The organism is Streptomyces lucensis JCM 4490 (assembly GCF_014650035.1).
Classification (GTDB): Bacteria; Actinomycetota; Actinomycetes; order Streptomycetales; family Streptomycetaceae; genus Streptomyces; species Streptomyces lucensis.
Genome location: NZ_BMUE01000006.1, coordinates 226,005 through 240,734, shown reverse-complemented (window position 1 = coordinate 240,734; position 14,730 = coordinate 226,005). Strand labels below are relative to the sequence as shown.

15 protein-coding genes are annotated in these 14,730 nt (G+C 69.1%); 9 read left to right on the top strand and 6 right to left on the bottom strand.

Annotated elements, in window-relative coordinates; all coding sequences use genetic code 11:
* Nucleotides 1-351 precede the first annotated feature (351 nt).
* The 9 genes from rpmH (at nucleotide 352) to IE177_RS16285 (ending at nucleotide 7,182) form a co-directional block, all read left to right on the top strand.
* Complete coding sequence (gene rpmH, locus IE177_RS16325) at nucleotides 352-489, top strand: 50S ribosomal protein L34 (RefSeq protein ID WP_003956500.1); 138 nt, start codon at nucleotides 352-354, stop codon at nucleotides 487-489.
* Between the two features lie 21 nt (nucleotides 490-510).
* Nucleotides 511-882 (top strand): ribonuclease P protein component, encoded by a 372-nt coding sequence (rnpA, locus tag IE177_RS16320; protein ID WP_190016058.1) that lies wholly within the window; start codon nucleotides 511-513, stop codon nucleotides 880-882.
* Nucleotides 879-1,244, top strand: coding sequence for a membrane protein insertion efficiency factor YidD (gene yidD / locus IE177_RS16315; RefSeq protein ID WP_190016057.1), 366 nt, complete (start codon nucleotides 879-881; stop codon nucleotides 1,242-1,244). The genes rnpA and yidD overlap by 4 nt, the downstream gene beginning before the upstream one ends.
* Before the next feature lie 3 nt (nucleotides 1,245-1,247).
* Nucleotides 1,248-2,522 (top strand): membrane protein insertase YidC, encoded by a 1,275-nt coding sequence (yidC, locus tag IE177_RS16310; protein ID WP_190016056.1) that lies wholly within the window; start codon nucleotides 1,248-1,250, stop codon nucleotides 2,520-2,522.
* Between the two features lie 15 nt (nucleotides 2,523-2,537).
* Nucleotides 2,538-3,050: a Jag family protein gene (locus IE177_RS16305; RefSeq protein ID WP_190016055.1), complete on the top strand. Its 513-nt coding sequence runs from the start codon at nucleotides 2,538-2,540 to the stop codon at nucleotides 3,048-3,050.
* A gap of 117 nt (nucleotides 3,051-3,167) precedes the next feature.
* The gene (gene rsmG / locus IE177_RS16300; RefSeq protein ID WP_190016054.1) at nucleotides 3,168-3,884 is read left to right on the top strand and encodes a 16S rRNA (guanine(527)-N(7))-methyltransferase RsmG; all 717 of its coding nucleotides are present in this window, start codon (nucleotides 3,168-3,170) and stop codon (nucleotides 3,882-3,884) included.
* 331 nt (nucleotides 3,885-4,215) lie between these two features.
* Complete coding sequence (locus tag IE177_RS16295; RefSeq protein ID WP_190016223.1) at nucleotides 4,216-5,289, top strand: ParA family protein; 1,074 nt, start codon at nucleotides 4,216-4,218, stop codon at nucleotides 5,287-5,289.
* Nucleotides 5,286-6,383 carry a ParB/RepB/Spo0J family partition protein gene (locus IE177_RS16290; protein ID WP_190016053.1) on the top strand — a complete coding sequence of 366 codons (1,098 nt, stop codon included), beginning with the start codon at nucleotides 5,286-5,288 and terminating at the stop codon, nucleotides 6,381-6,383. The genes IE177_RS16295 and IE177_RS16290 overlap by 4 nt, the downstream gene beginning before the upstream one ends.
* A gap of 181 nt (nucleotides 6,384-6,564) precedes the next feature.
* Nucleotides 6,565-7,182 carry a GNAT family N-acetyltransferase gene (locus IE177_RS16285; RefSeq protein WP_190016052.1) on the top strand — a complete coding sequence of 206 codons (618 nt, stop codon included), beginning with the start codon at nucleotides 6,565-6,567 and terminating at the stop codon, nucleotides 7,180-7,182.
* Nucleotides 7,183-7,295: 113 nt separating this feature from the next.
* Here the strand turns inward: IE177_RS16285 and trxA are convergent, their stop codons facing one another.
* The 6 genes from trxA to murJ form a co-directional block, all read right to left on the bottom strand.
* The gene (gene trxA / locus IE177_RS16280) at nucleotides 7,296-7,631 is read right to left on the bottom strand and encodes a thioredoxin (protein WP_190016051.1); all 336 of its coding nucleotides are present in this window, start codon (nucleotides 7,629-7,631) and stop codon (nucleotides 7,296-7,298) included.
* Nucleotides 7,632-7,681: 50 nt separating this feature from the next.
* Nucleotides 7,682-8,653 (bottom strand): thioredoxin-disulfide reductase, encoded by a 972-nt coding sequence (gene trxB / locus IE177_RS16275; RefSeq protein WP_190016050.1) that lies wholly within the window; start codon nucleotides 8,651-8,653, stop codon nucleotides 7,682-7,684.
* A 155-nt stretch (nucleotides 8,654-8,808) separates the two neighbouring features.
* Complete coding sequence (locus IE177_RS16270) at nucleotides 8,809-9,744, bottom strand: anti-sigma factor family protein (RefSeq protein ID WP_190016049.1); 936 nt, start codon at nucleotides 9,742-9,744, stop codon at nucleotides 8,809-8,811.
* Nucleotides 9,741-10,466 (bottom strand): RNA polymerase sigma factor SigM, encoded by a 726-nt coding sequence (gene sigM / locus IE177_RS16265; RefSeq protein ID WP_190016048.1) that lies wholly within the window; start codon nucleotides 10,464-10,466, stop codon nucleotides 9,741-9,743. The genes IE177_RS16270 and sigM overlap by 4 nt, the downstream gene beginning before the upstream one ends.
* Nucleotides 10,467-10,487: 21 nt before the next feature.
* Complete coding sequence (locus IE177_RS16260) at nucleotides 10,488-12,194, bottom strand: protein kinase family protein (RefSeq protein ID WP_190016047.1); 1,707 nt, start codon at nucleotides 12,192-12,194, stop codon at nucleotides 10,488-10,490.
* 118 nt (nucleotides 12,195-12,312) lie between these two features.
* Nucleotides 12,313-14,700, bottom strand: a complete 2,388-nt coding sequence (gene murJ / locus IE177_RS16255; protein ID WP_190016046.1) for a murein biosynthesis integral membrane protein MurJ — start codon at nucleotides 14,698-14,700, stop codon at nucleotides 12,313-12,315.
* Nucleotides 14,701-14,730: the final 30 nt, after the last annotated feature.

Below are 14,730 nucleotides of genomic sequence, written 5' to 3'. Positions count from 1 at the left end.
CCCGAACGTGTGGTTCACGGGACGGGTCGGGATGAAAATCAGGTCGGGCGGGGATAAGGGAACGAATCGGAGTCCAGCCACGGTAGTCAGCGCGGCGGGTACGGTTCAAGTTGTTGTCCCCAGCCTGTGGACAGTGTCCCCCGACGCCCGCCGGTTTGACCGAATGGCGCAGCCCCGCGTACCGTAACCAGGTCGAGTTGTCGATGGCTGCTGCCGCCTGCCTCCGATGGGCACAGATCACTTCAGGTGATCGGGAAGCGGTGCACTCGGGCGTGACGCGAGCTACTCGTGGGCGCACGGTGACAGCCAGGACGGCACCCCGCCACTACCGATTTCTTCTGGAGCCCCCGAGTGAGCAAGCGCACCTTCCAGCCGAACAACCGTCGTCGCGCGAAGACCCACGGCTTCCGGCTGCGTATGCGCACCCGTGCCGGCCGCGCGATTCTCGCGTCCCGCCGTAGCAAGGGTCGCGCCCGTCTGTCCGCCTGATCCCGATCAGGTCATGACGTCGTGCTGCCCACCGAGAACCGGCTGAGGCGGCGCGAGGACTTCGCGACCGCGGTGCGACGAGGTCGCCGGGCAGGCCGCCCGACCCTCGTCGTCCACCTTCGTAGCGGTGCCACGGACCCGCACGCGCCTGGGGAGAGCGCTCCCCCGACGCGTGCGGGTTTCGTCGTGAGCAAGGCCGTGGGTGGCGCGGTCGTGCGCAACAAAGTGAAGCGCAGACTGCGTCATCTGATGCGTGACCGAGTCGACCGTTTTCCCCCCGGTAGCCTGGTAGTCGTACGAGCGCTGCCCGGAGCGGGCGACGCAGACCACGCACAGCTGGCCCGAGACCTGGACGCCGCCGTCGAGCGGCTACTGGGAGGGGGCGCGCGATGAAGTACCCACTGCTGGCCCTGATCAAGCTGTACCAGTGGACGATCAGTCCACTGCTGGGGCCGGTGTGCAAGTACTACCCGTCGTGCTCCCACTACGGCTACACGGCCATCGACCGGCACGGTGCGATCAAGGGAACGGCACTCACCGCCTGGCGCATCCTCCGGTGCAATCCGTGGTCGCTGGGTGGCGTGGACCATGTTCCGCCGCGCAAGCGCCCGCGGTGGCACGAAATGCTGCGCGACGCCTGGCGTGCACGCAGGGGCGGGCCCTCCGCCGCCGAACCGGCCACCGAAGAGAAGCTCGCCCCCGAGCTTCCTCCGAGCCCGGCCGCAGAGACCTCGTCCCATGCCCAAGGAGCATGATTAGTGGACACGATTGCCAGCCTCTTCAGCTTCATCACGACACCCGTTTCATGGGTCATCGTCCAGTTCCACACGGTGTACGGCGCCATCTTCGGCCCGGACACGGGGTGGGCCTGGGGCCTGTCCATCGTGTCCCTCGTGATCCTGATCCGTATCTGCCTGATCCCGCTCTTCGTGAAGCAGATCAAGGCGACCCGGGCCATGCAGACGCTCCAGCCCGAGATGAAGAAGATCCAGGAGCGCTACAAGAACGACAAACAGCGTCAGTCCGAAGAGATGATGAAGCTGTACAAGGAGTCGGGCACCAACCCGCTCTCCTCGTGCCTTCCCATCCTGGCGCAGTCCCCGTTCTTCTTCGCCCTGTACCACGTGCTCAACGGCATCGCGTCGGGCGAGACCATCGGCGTCATCAACGAGTCGCTGCTGGAGAGCGCCCGTAAGGCGCACATCTTCGGGGCCCCGCTCGCCGCGAAGTTCAAGGACAGCGCCGACACGATCCACTCGCTGGGCGCCTCGGTCACCGATGTCCGTGTCGTGACCGTGGTCATGATCGTCCTGATGTCGGCGTCGCAGTTCTACACGCAGCGCCAGCTGATGACGAAGAACGTCGACACGACGGTGAAGACGCCGTTCATGCAGCAGCAGAAGATGCTGATGTACGTCTTCCCCATCATGTTCGCCGTCTTCGGCATCAACTTCCCGGTCGGTGTCCTCGTCTACTGGCTCACCACCAACGTGTGGACCATGGGCCAGCAGATGTACGTCATCCACAACAACCCGACCCCGGGCTCCAAGGCCCAGGCCGCCTACCTGGAGCGTCTGACCAAGCACGTCACGCACCACGGCAAGGTCCGCCGCCGGAGCGAGAAGACGATCGTCAAGGCGATCGTCACCAAGGGCCGCGACCGCAACGAGTTCGAGCGGAAGTTCATCAACGCCCTGAACAAGGCCGGCCTCGCCGCCCAGAGCGACGGCACCGTGGTCAAGAGCGTGACCCAGGCCGCGGCTCAGACCGAGGACGGCACGACCGGCGCGACGGCCACCACGACCGCCGCCCGACGCCAGCAGCCCAAGCGTCAGTCCAAGGCCCAGCGTCAGACCGGCGGGCCCAAGCAGGCGGGCGACTCCCCTTCGCTGGAGAAGTCCGACACGCCGGAGGACGCCAAGCCCGCCGCTGCCCAGCAGCCCCAGAAGCCCGGCTCCGGCACCCGCAGCAAGGCCCAGTCCGGCCAGCGCAAGGGTGGCCCGCAGCGGCCCAAGTCCCCGTCCAAGAAGTAAGAAGGAGCCCATCCCGTGACGGAAGGCACCACCTCCGCCGCTGCCGAGGGTGCAGACACCCTCACCCGCCTGGAGCAGGAGGGTGAGATCGCGGCGGACTACCTGGAGGGTCTGCTGGACATCGCCGACCTCGACGGCGACATCGACATGGACGTCGAGGCCGACCGCGCCTCCGTGTCGATCATCAGCGACACCGGCAGCCGTGACCTGCAGAAGCTGGTCGGCCGTGATGGTGAGGTCCTGGAGGCGCTGCAGGAGCTGACGCGCCTGGCCGTGCACCGGGAGACCGGGGACCGCAGCCGGCTGATGCTGGACATCGCGGGATACCGGGCCAAGAAGCGCGCCGAGCTGTCCGAGCTGGGCGCCAAGGCCGCCGCCGAGGCGAAGAGCTCGGGTGAGCCCGTGAAGCTCAAGCCGATGACGCCGTTCGAGCGGAAGGTCGTGCACGACGCCGTCAAGGCGGCGGGGCTGAACAGCGAGTCCGAGGGCGAGGAGCCGCAGCGCTTCGTCGTCGTGCTGCCCGCCTGATCGGCATTCACGTTCCACCGGCCCCGTCTGTTGAGCAGACGGGGCCGAACTTTGTCAGCCTGGTAGTTCTGGTGGCCGGTGCGTGAAGCGCCGGCGCTGTACGGAAGGACGGTCCCCGTGACGGAGGCAGCGGAGCTTCCCCCCGCACCCGAGCAGGCGCGGGAAGTGTTCGGCGAGCGCTTCGCCGATGCGGTCCGCTACGCGGAGCTGCTCGCCGAGACGGGCGTGCAGCGTGGCCTGATCGGGCCGCGGGAAGTCCCCCGCCTGTGGGAGCGGCATCTGCTCAACTGCGCGGTGCTCTCCGAGGCGGTACCCGAGGGAGTGACGGTCTGCGACGTGGGGTCCGGAGCCGGTCTCCCGGGTATCCCGCTGGCCCTGGTCCGGGACGACCTGAACATCACCCTGCTGGAGCCGCTGCTGCGGCGCACCAACTTCCTCACCGAGGTCGTCGAGCTGCTCGGCCTGGACCATGTCACCGTGGTGCGCGGTCGTGCCGAGGAAGTCCTGGGCAAGCTCCCGCCGGTCCATGTGGTGACCGCCCGGGCCGTGGCTCCGCTCGACCGTCTGGCCACCTGGGGCATCCCCCTGCTCCGCCCCTACGGCGAGATGCTCGCGCTCAAGGGCGACACGGCCGAGGAGGAGCTGAAGGCCGCGGCGACCGCGCTCAGCAAGCTCGGTGCGGTGGAGACCTCCATCCTGCACGTGGGAGAAGGCGTTGTGGACCCGCTGTCCACCGTCGTCAGGGTCGAGGTCGGGGAGAGCCCGGGTGGTGTGCGGTTCGCGGCGAAGCGAGCGAAGGCGGCGCGAACGGGCCGGGTGCGCAGGCGTCGCTGACGGGGGTGGCTGACGGGGTGGCTGACGGTCGGGCGTACGTGGCTGACCGTCGGACGTACTCCACACAAGCTGCCAAACCTGCGCAGAACGGAGTGTCGCGCGAGTTCGGCCGCGACCGCTGTGCATCGTGTTTCACGTGAAACGTCGCTCACTGCTGCACGGCATCATCAGTCGCGGCCGCGCCGCGGCCGAACCTCGTGACAGGAAACCTCTCGGTTCGCTCGGAGGGGATTCCCCGGGTGTCCCGCCCCTTCCCGGGGGGACGGAGTTGTCCACAGAGGTGGATTTCTCCACAGAAGGCCAGGCCTCACTGGTTCACGACCCCGAAGACATGGGAGGCTCTGTTCATTGCGAGCCTGATGTCGAGGAGAGTGAATCCTTGCGGTCCGACGCCAACATCGCGGGACCGATGACCGATCCGGTCCCCGGTCCCCGTACCGAGTCGATGGGGGCGGATGTTTCACGTGAAACACCGCCCCCGATGGACGACACTCCCATCGGTCGCGCCGCCCAATTGGCGGTGGAAGCTCTGGGCCGGGCCGGTGAAGGCCTGCCGCGACCGGAGCAGACACGCGTCATCGTGGTCGCCAACCAGAAGGGCGGCGTCGGCAAGACGACGACCACCGTCAACCTTGCCGCTTCGCTGGCCCTGCACGGTGGCCGGGTCCTGGTGATCGACCTCGACCCTCAGGGAAACGCATCCACGGCGCTTGGGATCGACCATCACGCCGAAGTGCCATCCATCTACGACGTGCTCGTGGAGAGCAAGCCTCTCGCAGAGGTCGTCCAGCCGGTCCCGGATGTCGAGGGTCTCTTCTGCGCTCCCGCGACCATCGATCTGGCCGGTGCGGAGATCGAGTTGGTGTCCCTCGTGGCGCGGGAGAGCCGGCTTCAGCGTGCCATCCAGGCGTATGAGCAGCCGTTGGACTACATCCTCATCGACTGCCCGCCCTCCCTCGGCCTCTTGACGGTCAACGCACTGGTCGCGGGTCAGGAGGTCCTGATCCCGATCCAGTGCGAGTACTACGCGCTCGAGGGCCTGGGTCAGCTGTTGCGCAACGTCGATCTGGTGCGTGGACATCTCAACCCCACACTGCATGTGTCGACGATCCTGCTCACCATGTACGACGGCCGGACGCGTCTCGCCTCGCAGGTCGCGGAGGAGGTGCGCACCCACTTCGGTGACGAGGTGCTGCGGACGAGCATCCCGCGCTCGGTCCGCATCTCCGAGGCACCGAGCTATGGGCAGACGGTGCTGACTTACGATCCTGGTTCGAGTGGGGCACTCTCGTATCTCGAGGCGGCCCGAGAAATCGCGCTGAAGGGCGTTGGCATCAGCTACGACGCGAGCCAGGCCCACATCGGCGCCCAGAACGACCCGAGCATGGTGGAAGGGATCCAGTGAGTGAGCGACGGAGGGGGCTGGGCCGTGGACTCGGCGCGCTGATCCCCGCTGCCCCGACCGAGAAGACGTCACCTCCGGCTGTGATGGGGGGGTCGGTATCCGCGTCTTCCGCGGCTGCGCCGGTACTGTCGGCCGATCGTGGTGTGGCCGCCGCGAAGGTGGCCACCCTGCCGTCTGTCTCACATGAAACCGAGGAGACCACGGCGAGCCCGGTTGCGGAGACACCCGCGCCCCCGTTGGGCGCCCACTTCGCCGAGATCCCGCTCGACGCCATCACGCCGAACCCGCGTCAGCCGCGTGATGTCTTCGACGAGGACGCTCTTCAGGAGCTGGTGACCTCCATCAAGGAGGTCGGTCTCCTGCAGCCCGTCGTCGTGCGGCAGCTGGGACCCGCCCGTTATGAGCTGATCATGGGCGAGCGGCGCTGGCGGGCCTGCCGTGAGGCCGGCCTTGAGGCCATCCCGGCCATCGTGCGGGCCACGGAGGACGAGAAGCTCCTCCTGGACGCCCTGCTGGAGAACCTGCACCGCGCGCAGCTGAACCCGATCGAAGAGGCCGCGGCCTACGACCAGCTGTTGAAGGACTTCAACTGCACGCATGACCAGTTGGCCGACCGGATCGGGCGGTCCCGCCCGCAGGTCTCCAACACCCTGCGGCTGCTCAAGCTCTCTCCGACAGTTCAGAAGCGGGTGGCTGCCGGGGTGCTCTCGGCCGGTCATGCCCGGGCGCTGCTGTCCGTCGAAGACTCGGAGGAGCAGGATCGGCTGGCGCATCGCATCGTGGCCGAAGGACTGTCGGTGCGGTCGGTGGAAGAGATCGTCACGCTGATGGGCTCACGGCCTCAGCGGGCCTCACGCTCCAAGGGGCCTCGCGCCGGTTCCGTGCCTTCCCCGGCACTGAGCGAGTTGGCCACCCGTCTCTCGGACCGTTTCGAGACGCGCGTGAAGGTCGAGCTGGGTCAGAAGAAGGGCAAGATCACCGTGGAGTTCGCCTCCCCGGACGACCTCGAGCGGATCCTCGGCACGCTCGCCCCCGGAGAGAGGCTGGCCCTCCAGAGGAGCTCCCAGGACGGCGAGACCGAGCAGAGCGACTGACTCTCGGCTTCGCCGCCCGATTGTGCCGACGAGCGGGCCGTGTCCGGTGTGTACCGGAACACGGCCCGCTCTTTGCTTTGCTGCGGTATCGAGTGAATCGCATCGTGGATACGATGCGCATGGGTATGGCCACAGCAGTCGCCGGGGATGCGGCGGCCGAAAGAAGCGAGGATCAGCCTTCATGGGGCGTCGGCTCGTGCCGCTCACGCTGGACAACCTTCAGGACCTCCCCCAGCCCTGTCGCTCGTGCGTCTTCTGGGAGCTGGACCCGGTCAGGGGCGAAGCGGCCGTGAAAGCGGGCACGACCGCGGTGGAGAAGGAGTCCTGGATCTCCGCGGTCCTGCTGGACTGGGGATCGTGCGGCCGCGTGGCCTACGTCGATGACGTGCCGGTGGGCTTCGTGCTCTATGCTCCGCCGGCCTATGTCCCCCGCTCGGCGGCCTTCTCCACGAGCCCGGTCTCGCCGGACGCCGTACAGCTGATGACTGCCACCGTCGTGCCTGGCTATCAGGGGCAGGGGCTGGGCAGGGTGCTGGTGCAGACGGTGGCCAAGGATCTGCTGCGCCGGGGCTTCAAGGCGATCGAGGCCATCGGGGACGCTCGCTGGAAGGAGCCCGCCTGTCTGCTGCCCGCCGACCATCTTCTGGCCGTGGGCTTCAAGACGGTTCGGCAGCACCCGGCGCATCCCCGGCTGCGGCTGGAGCTACGGTCGACGCTCTCCTGGAAGGAAGACGTGGAGATGGCGCTCGACCGGCTACTGGGGGCGGTACAGAAGGAGCCGGCGCTGAGACCGCTGTAACGGTCGGGCAGCAGCCGGACGCGTCATGCGAATGGGCCAGCCCCGAGGGGCTGGCCCATTCGTGTTTCACGTGAAACATGTACCGCCGACCGCGGACGGCACCGCTCTTCGTCCTACTTGCCGACGATGAACTCTTCCAGGTCGCGGACGATGGCGGCCTTGGGCTTGGCGCCGACGATGGTCTTGGCGACCTCACCACCCTGGTAGACGTTCAGGGTGGGGATGGACATGACGCCGTACTTGGCGGCCGTACCCGGGTTCTCGTCGATGTTGAGCTTGACGATCTCGATCTTGTCGCCGTACTCGGCGGCGATCGCCTCCAGGGACGGGGCGATCTGACGGCACGGACCGCACCAGGCGGCCCAGAAGTCCACCAGGACGGGCTTGTCGCTCTTGAGGACGTCCTGGTCGAAGGAGTCGTCGGTCACATTCTTCAGGGTGCCGGCCACTGCGGGCTCCTTAGCTTGATCGTGCGCTGGGGCGAGGGAAGGGGGGAAGGTCAGACGGCGGCGGTCTTCTCGGGCTCCGCCTTGTCCTCGTCCGCGAGGGCGGCGAGGAAGCGCTCGGCGTCCAGAGCGGCGGAGCACCCGGTGCCGGCCGCGGTGATCGCCTGGCGGTAGGTGTGGTCGACCACGTCACCGGCGCCGAAGACACCGGTGACGTTGGTGCGGGTGGACGGGGCGGCGACCTTCAGGTAGCCCTCCTCATCCAGGTCCAGCTGGCCCTTGAACAGTTCGGTGCGGGGGTCGTGACCGATCGCGATGAACAGACCGGTCACCGGCAGGTCGGACAGCTCGCCGGTCTTGATGTTGCGCAGCTTCAGACCGGAGAGCTTCTGCTCGCCCTGGATCTCGGCGACCTCGCTGTCCCACACGAACTTGATCTTCGGGTCGGCGAAGGCGCGCTCCTGCATGGCCTTGGAGGCGCGGAGCGTGTCACGGCGGTGGACGATCGTCACGGACTTGGCGAACCGCGAGAGGAAGGTGGCCTCCTCCATCGCGGTGTCACCGCCGCCGATCACGGCGATGTCCTGGTCCCTGAAGAAGAAGCCGTCACAGGTGGCGCACCAGGAGACGCCTCGACCGGACAGGGCGTCCTCGTTCGGCAGCCCCAGCTTGCGGTGCTGGGACCCGGTGGTGACGATGACGGCCTTCGCCTGGTGGACCGTGCCCGTGGTGTCGGTGACCGTCTTGATCTCACCGGTCAGGTCGACGGAGACGATGTCGTCCGGAACCAGCTCGGCGCCGAACCGCTCGGCCTGGGCGCGCATGTTGTCCATCAGGTCGGGGCCCATGATGCCGTCGCGGAAGCCCGGGAAGTTCTCGACCTCGGTGGTGTTCATCAGCGCCCCGCCGGCGGTGACAGCGCCTTCGAACACCAGGGGCTTCAGCGAGGCGCGCGCGGTGTAGAGCGCCGCCGTGTAGCCTGCGGGCCCGGAGCCGATGATGATCACGTTACGGACGTCGCTCACGGCTTGATTCCTCGTCTCTGGTCTGCGTCAGTCGACCGGTGGGAGCCCCTTTCGGGACTCTCACACCACCCAACGGATCCTACGGGGCGCGCATTCCCGGTGTGCCCTGGCACACGCTTCCCCGTGGAAGGACTGAGGAACCGCCCCCAGCGGACTCAGGGACGGGCGAGGGACTGCTTCAGGAGGACCTTGCCGGCGGCCGCGTGCTGCTCACGGACACAGGCCGCGTCTACGACGTAGGCCATGACCCGCTCACTGTCCTTGGCGTCCGGCACCACCACGAGATAAGCGGCCTTCCCCTCGTATGTCCCCGTCCTGGCGCCCAGAACGGTGCCGCCGCGGTGAAGCGCCTGCCGGACACAGTCGGGGACGGGAGGCTCGGTCTGGATGAGGGTGTTGGCGCTCTCGGTCGCTCCCGGGGAGGTCCGCTCGGTCCCGACCTCTCCCGAGGGCCGCTGGCTGTCGGCGCCGTTGCGCGTGACCTTCTTGGCGGCGAGGAGATCCTTCACCTGGCTCTGGACGCTGTCGCCGGAGAAGGCGGCGGCGGACGGAGTCGGATGTCCCTGGGCGGTGGGGTGGGAGGAGTGGTCACTGAGTGCCTGCAGGGCCAGGGATCCGGCCCCCAGGACTGCCGCGGTGAGAACGGCGCCCAGAACCACTCGCCTCCGGCGCCTGCCCCGCTCACGGCCCTTGCGTCCCGGACCGGTCGCTGCGTCCGTCCGGCCGGACGGACGGACAGACGGGGCCGATGTTTCACGTGAAACAGGAGCGTCATCGCTCTCGTGGACCGAGGCGTCCGGACCTGAGAGGGGTGCGTCCGCTGAGTCCGGCGCAAAGGTGCCGAGTATCGCCTCGGCAGTGAGGGCGGCGTCGATCCGTTCGGCCACGTCGTCCGGCATGCGCTGCGCCTGCGGAGCGGATCCCAGCAGTTCCCGGATCTCCTCCAGAGAGGCGTGGACGTCGGCGCACAGCTCGCACGCGTCCAGGTGGCGCCGTATGTCCGTGCTGCGGTCCGGCGGGAGAAGGCCTTCGGTGAGGTCGGAGATCTCCGCGACGTCCGGGTGCCCGGCCGTGTCTGTCGTGGAAGTCACGCTCGCCCACCTCCGCCCTTCACTACGGCTGAATCACTGGGTCCGGTGTCATCGGTGCTTTCCTCTGCAGACCCCGTTGCCGGTGGGACGGATGTCCCCGTCGCGCGGTTCCGTCCGGAGCCGGAGTCTTTTTCGCCTCCGGCACCGTCGGGCCGGAGATGGGTGAGCAGGGGCAGCAGCCTCGCCCTGCCCCGGGCGCAGCGGCTCTTCACCGTCCCCGTCGGCACGTCGAGTATCCGGGCGGCTTCCGCCACGGGGTAGCCCTGCATGTCGACGAGCACCAGAGCGGCCCGCTGCTCGTACGGAAGGGTGCCGAGTGCTTCGAGGAGCTGCCGGTGCACGTCGTTGCGCTCAGCGGGCGCCGATGCCGACTCGTGCGGCTCCAGCAGCTGCTCCAGGCGCTCCGTGTCGTCGACGGGTGAGGTCTTGCGCGAGGCCGTCTTGCGCGCCCGGTCGAGGCAGGCGTTCACCGTGATCCGGTGCAGCCACGTCGTGACGGCCGACTGGCCCCGGAACGTGTGGGCGGCCCGGAAGGCGGACACGAGGGCGTCCTGGACGGCGTCAGCGGCCTCCTCGCGGTCGCCCAGCGTCCGCAGCGCGACGGCCCACAGCCGGTCCCGGTGCCGCCGCACGATCTCCCCGAAGGCATCGGGGTCGCCGGCCACATGGCGAGCGAGCAGATCGCGGTCGCTCACCCCGTCGAATACGGCGCCCTCTGCCATGTGCCCCTCCACGGGGGGAACTTAGCTGGTCACCTTGATGTCTGCCACCCTGCCCCGCCAGTGGCCCGGTTCGTCGGGGGCCGGAGGCAGCTGGGTCAGCCACACCAGCAGGTACTGGGTCTTGAGCTGCTTGCCGGGCTGGAGCGTCACAGACGTGCCCGAACCCGAGGCGACCTTGCCGAAGGCGTCGAACGACGTCGGCTCCGACGTCGTTCCCGGGCCGGCGGCACGGAGTTCGACCGAGGTCTCCCCCTTGAAGACGATCTTCACCTTGCCCACCTGCTGGACCTTGCCGAGGTCGAGGATGACGCCGACACCCGACTTCAGGTTTCCGAACTTCGGCCCGAGGTAGAAGTCCGTCTGCCAGTAGCTGGACGGGTCCTTGTCGTACGCCTTGTCTATGTCGGCGGGCTTCTCGGACTGGTCGGTGCTGAACGGGTCGAAGTCCCGGGCGCCCTCGATGGCGACGGGCTTGCCGGCCGTCGGCGCCTTCGGGCCCTTGTCGCCGCCCTGCTGCGTCTGTGTCCTGTTGGTGTCGTTGGACTTGTCGCCCCGGTCCATCAACGCGTCCGCCAACTGCCAGCTGCCCAGGCCCAGGGCGGCGATGAGGAGAGCCGACACCGCCCACTTCAGGGCCTTGCCGGTGCGGCTCTGCAGGGGAGGCGGTGGGGCCGTCACCGGCTGGGTGGCACCGGGATGCGGTGCGGGCCGGCCGTACGTGCCCTGCTGGTAGGTCGTGCGCTGGTACTCGGGCGGGGCCGTGAACGCGGGCTCCGGCGGGCGGATGCGCGGCATCTCGCCGATCACCTTCACCAGCTCTTCCGGCGTGGTGCACGGGGCCTCGTGCCGGGACGCGGTGGCTCCGTCGTTGACCAGGGCCCGCATGGCCAGTTCCGACAGGCCGCGGTGGACACCGGCCCGCACCTGGTCCGGTGCGATGAGCCCGATGTCCTTGGGCAGGCCCGACAGGCCGTACGCGTCGTCCTCGTACGGCCACCGCTGGGTCAGCGCCGCGTACAGCAGGGCGCCGATCGCCTCGGTGTCGGTGCGCTGCGGGGTGTCGGAGCTGATGCCGCGCAGCGCGGCGTTCACGGCGAGGCCACGGATCCGCCACTGCCCGGTGGAGGTGCGCAGGACGGCGTTCGGGTTCAGCCGGAGATGGGCCAGGCCCTCGCGGTGCGCGGCGGCCATGGCGGAGGCGATCTGACTGGCCATCTGGTAGGCGTCGTGCGGTTCCAGGGGGCCGGTCGTGAGGAGCGTGGTCAGCTCGGTGGCGTCGGGCAGCCACTCGTGCACGACGTACACGAGGTCGTTCTCCTCGACGGCGTCGAGGACCTGGACGAACCGGGGGTCGCCGAGCAGCGCGGAGGAACGGGCCGCAGCCAGCACGGAGCGGGCCCGCGCATGGTCCGCGGGCAGGATGTGAACGCCGACGGCACGCCGGAGTTTCTCGTCGACGGCACGCCAACTGCTGAATCCGTCCAGACGGGTGACGCACTCCTCCAGCCGGTAGCGTCTGGCGAGCTTGTGACCGCTGTGCAGTTCGGGAGGAGAGGCGTTCTGCCCGGGACCGTCGATTCCGCCGCTCCCCTGCGCCTCTGCGCTGTCCGTGTCCCGCTCCGGGTTGTTGGCCACCCCGTCGGCCGTGGCCTGGTCCGCCTTGGCGGTCAGCGGTTGCTCACCGCTGTTGTCTGCCACGTCGACGGCAGCCGTGCTCCGTTCCGCCACCGTCGTCCCTGCCTCCCCATCCGTTGCACGCTGTCCGACGCCGAAACCAATTGTGCCCACAGTCCGCCGCTATGCACGACACACGGCAGCGGACGATGGTTGTGCGCCTACCCCCGCCTCAGCGCCCCAGACGCCCGCGGACCATTCCCACGAGCGAGTTGAGTTCATCGATGCGCATACGGCGGGCGGCCACGAAGAAGATGCCGAACAGGACGGCACCGCCGACGATCAGTGCGGCGAAGGAGCCGATGATGCCCTGACCGAGGGTGTGCCCGATGCCGTAGCAGGCCGCGCCGCTGAGCACGGCTGCCGGGACCGAGGCGAGGCCGAGCCGGGCGTAGGTCCGCAGCACGCGGGCGCCGTCGAGGTCGCCGCCGAGCCGCTTGCGCAGGCGCCGCCAGGCGACGCCGACGCCGATCGCGTAGGCGAGGCCATAGGCGGCGGCCATGCCGGCCACCGCCCAGCGGGAAGGCAGCAGGAGGTAGCAGAGCCCGGAGGCAGCCGCGTTGACCGCCGCCACGATGACGGTGTTGTAGAAGGGGGTGCGGGTGTCCTCGTAGGCGTAGAAGGCGCGCAGGACGACGTACTGCACCGAGTACGGGATCAGGCCGAGGCCGAAGGCCATCAGCATGTAGCCCATGTTGGTGGCCGAGCCGATGCCCGCGGAGCCGAAGATCAGCGTGCACATCGGGATGCCGAGCGCGACGAAGCCGAAGGCGATGGGCACGATGGCGACCGCGGTCGTGCGCAGCCCCTGGGAGATGTCGTCGCGGACGGCCCCTCCGTCCCCCTCGGCGGCCGAGCGCGACAGGCGCGGCAGCAGGGCGGCCATCAGGGACACCGTGATGATGGCCTGTGGCAGACCCCAGATCAGCTGGGCGTTGGCGTAGGCGGCGAAACCGGTGCCCTTGACCCCGGAGCCGTCGCCCGCGGCGGTGGACAGCTGGGTCACGACCATGGCGCCCAGCTGGTTGGCGAGCACGAACAGGACCGTCCACTTGGCGAGCATCGCGGCCTTGCCCAGGCCGTGGCCCCGCCAGTCGAAGCGCAGGCGGATCCGGAAGCCGGTCTCCCGCAGGTACGGGATCATCGCGAGGGCCTGCACGACCAGACCGAGCAGCACACCGACGCCGAGGAGCCGCTGACCTTCCGCCGGAATGCTGGTGACGGTCATGTGCGAGTTGGCGGCGGTGCCGTAGACCCAGATGAACATGCCGAGCGAGACGATGATGACGATGTTGTTCAGGACCGGGGTCCACATCATCGCGCCGAACTTTCCGCGGGCGTTGAGGATCTGACCCATCACCACGTGGATGCCCATGAAGAAGATCGACGGCAGGAAGTAGCGGGTGAAGGTGACCGCGACCTCGTTGGCCGCCGGGTTGTCGGCGATGGTGGGGGACAGCATGCGCACCAGCAGCGGTGCCGCGAACATCGCGAGACCGGTCAGTGCGGCGAGCGCCACCATGACGAGCGTCAGCAGGCGGTTGGCGAAGGCCTCGCCGCCGTCCTCGTCCTCCTTCATGGACCGCACCAGCTGTGGCACGAAGACGGAGTTCAGGCCGCCGCCGACGGTGAGGATGTAGATCATCGTCGGCAGCTGGTAGGCCACCTGGAAGGAGTCGGCGAGGAAGCCGAGACCCAGGGCCGCGGCGATCAGCGCGGAGCGGATGAAGCCGGTGAGGCGGGAGACCATCGTGCCCGCCGCCATCACGGCACTGGACTTCAGCAGCCCGGCGGCCTTGCCGCCCTTCTTCGCGGGGGCGGCCGCGGCCGTGGGTACGGAGGGAGCCCCGGACGCCCCGGCCGCCGCGGCGCCGCGCGGACCAGCCGGGTCCGGGGCGGCGGCCGGAGACGGCACCGGAGGCTGCGGCGGGGTGCCGGCAGCGGACGGAGCAGCCGGGTAAGGGGCCTGGGCGTAAGGGCTCCCCTGCTGAGGTCCCTGGTCGTACGGCGACGGGTGCTGTCCCGTGCCCGCCTGCCCGTAGCCGGGGGCGGTGGCCGGCCCCGGGACGCCCGGGGAGTTCGCGGGCGCGTGTCCGCCGCTCTGCTGCTGGTCCTTGAAGAGGTGCGCGAAGGCGTCCGGCTCGTGGTGCTCCTCACCGGAGTGCGACACCAGATCGTCCACGCCCACGAACTGGGTCGTCCGCGGGTCCTCGCCGTACGGCAGGTGCAGGGTCGCGCCCCCCGGCTCGGGCGCCGGGGTCTGCGCCCACACGTTCGGATCGGGGGCGTACGGAGACTGGGCGGGCGGCGCGTACAGCGGCTGCTGCTGTTCGTAGGAGCCCGGGGGCGGCGGCGGGTGCGCGGCGCGGTCGTAGAGCGCCTCGGCGACCGGGTCCTGGGCGGTCAGGTCGTGCGCCTGGTAGGGGTCCTGCCCATAGGCGTCCTGGAGGTACATGTCCGCAGCGTGCTGCGGCGGCACCTGCCCGGGCTCGGGCGGCGTCTCGGGGTAGCCCGAGCCGGCCGCGCCCTGGCCGCGTTCACCGTCGTACGGCGCGTTCATGCTTACCCCACCTCATCGTCCCGGGCCCAC

Excerpts from the sequence above, each read along its gene's own strand:
- yidD (WP_190016057.1), top strand. The coding sequence starts at position 879 with ATGAAGTACCCACTGCTGGCCCTGATCAAGCTGTACCAGTGGACGATC.
- IE177_RS16295 (WP_190016223.1), top strand. The coding sequence starts at position 4,216 with ATGGGAGGCTCTGTTCATTGCGAGCCTGATGTCGAGGAGAGTGAATCC.
- IE177_RS16285 (WP_190016052.1), top strand. The coding sequence starts at position 6,565 with ATGGGGCGTCGGCTCGTGCCGCTCACGCTGGACAACCTTCAGGACCTC.
- sigM (WP_190016048.1), bottom strand. The coding sequence starts at position 10,466 with ATGGCAGAGGGCGCCGTATTCGACGGGGTGAGCGACCGCGATCTGCTC.
- murJ (WP_190016046.1), bottom strand. The coding sequence starts at position 14,700 with ATGAACGCGCCGTACGACGGTGAACGCGGCCAGGGCGCGGCCGGCTCG.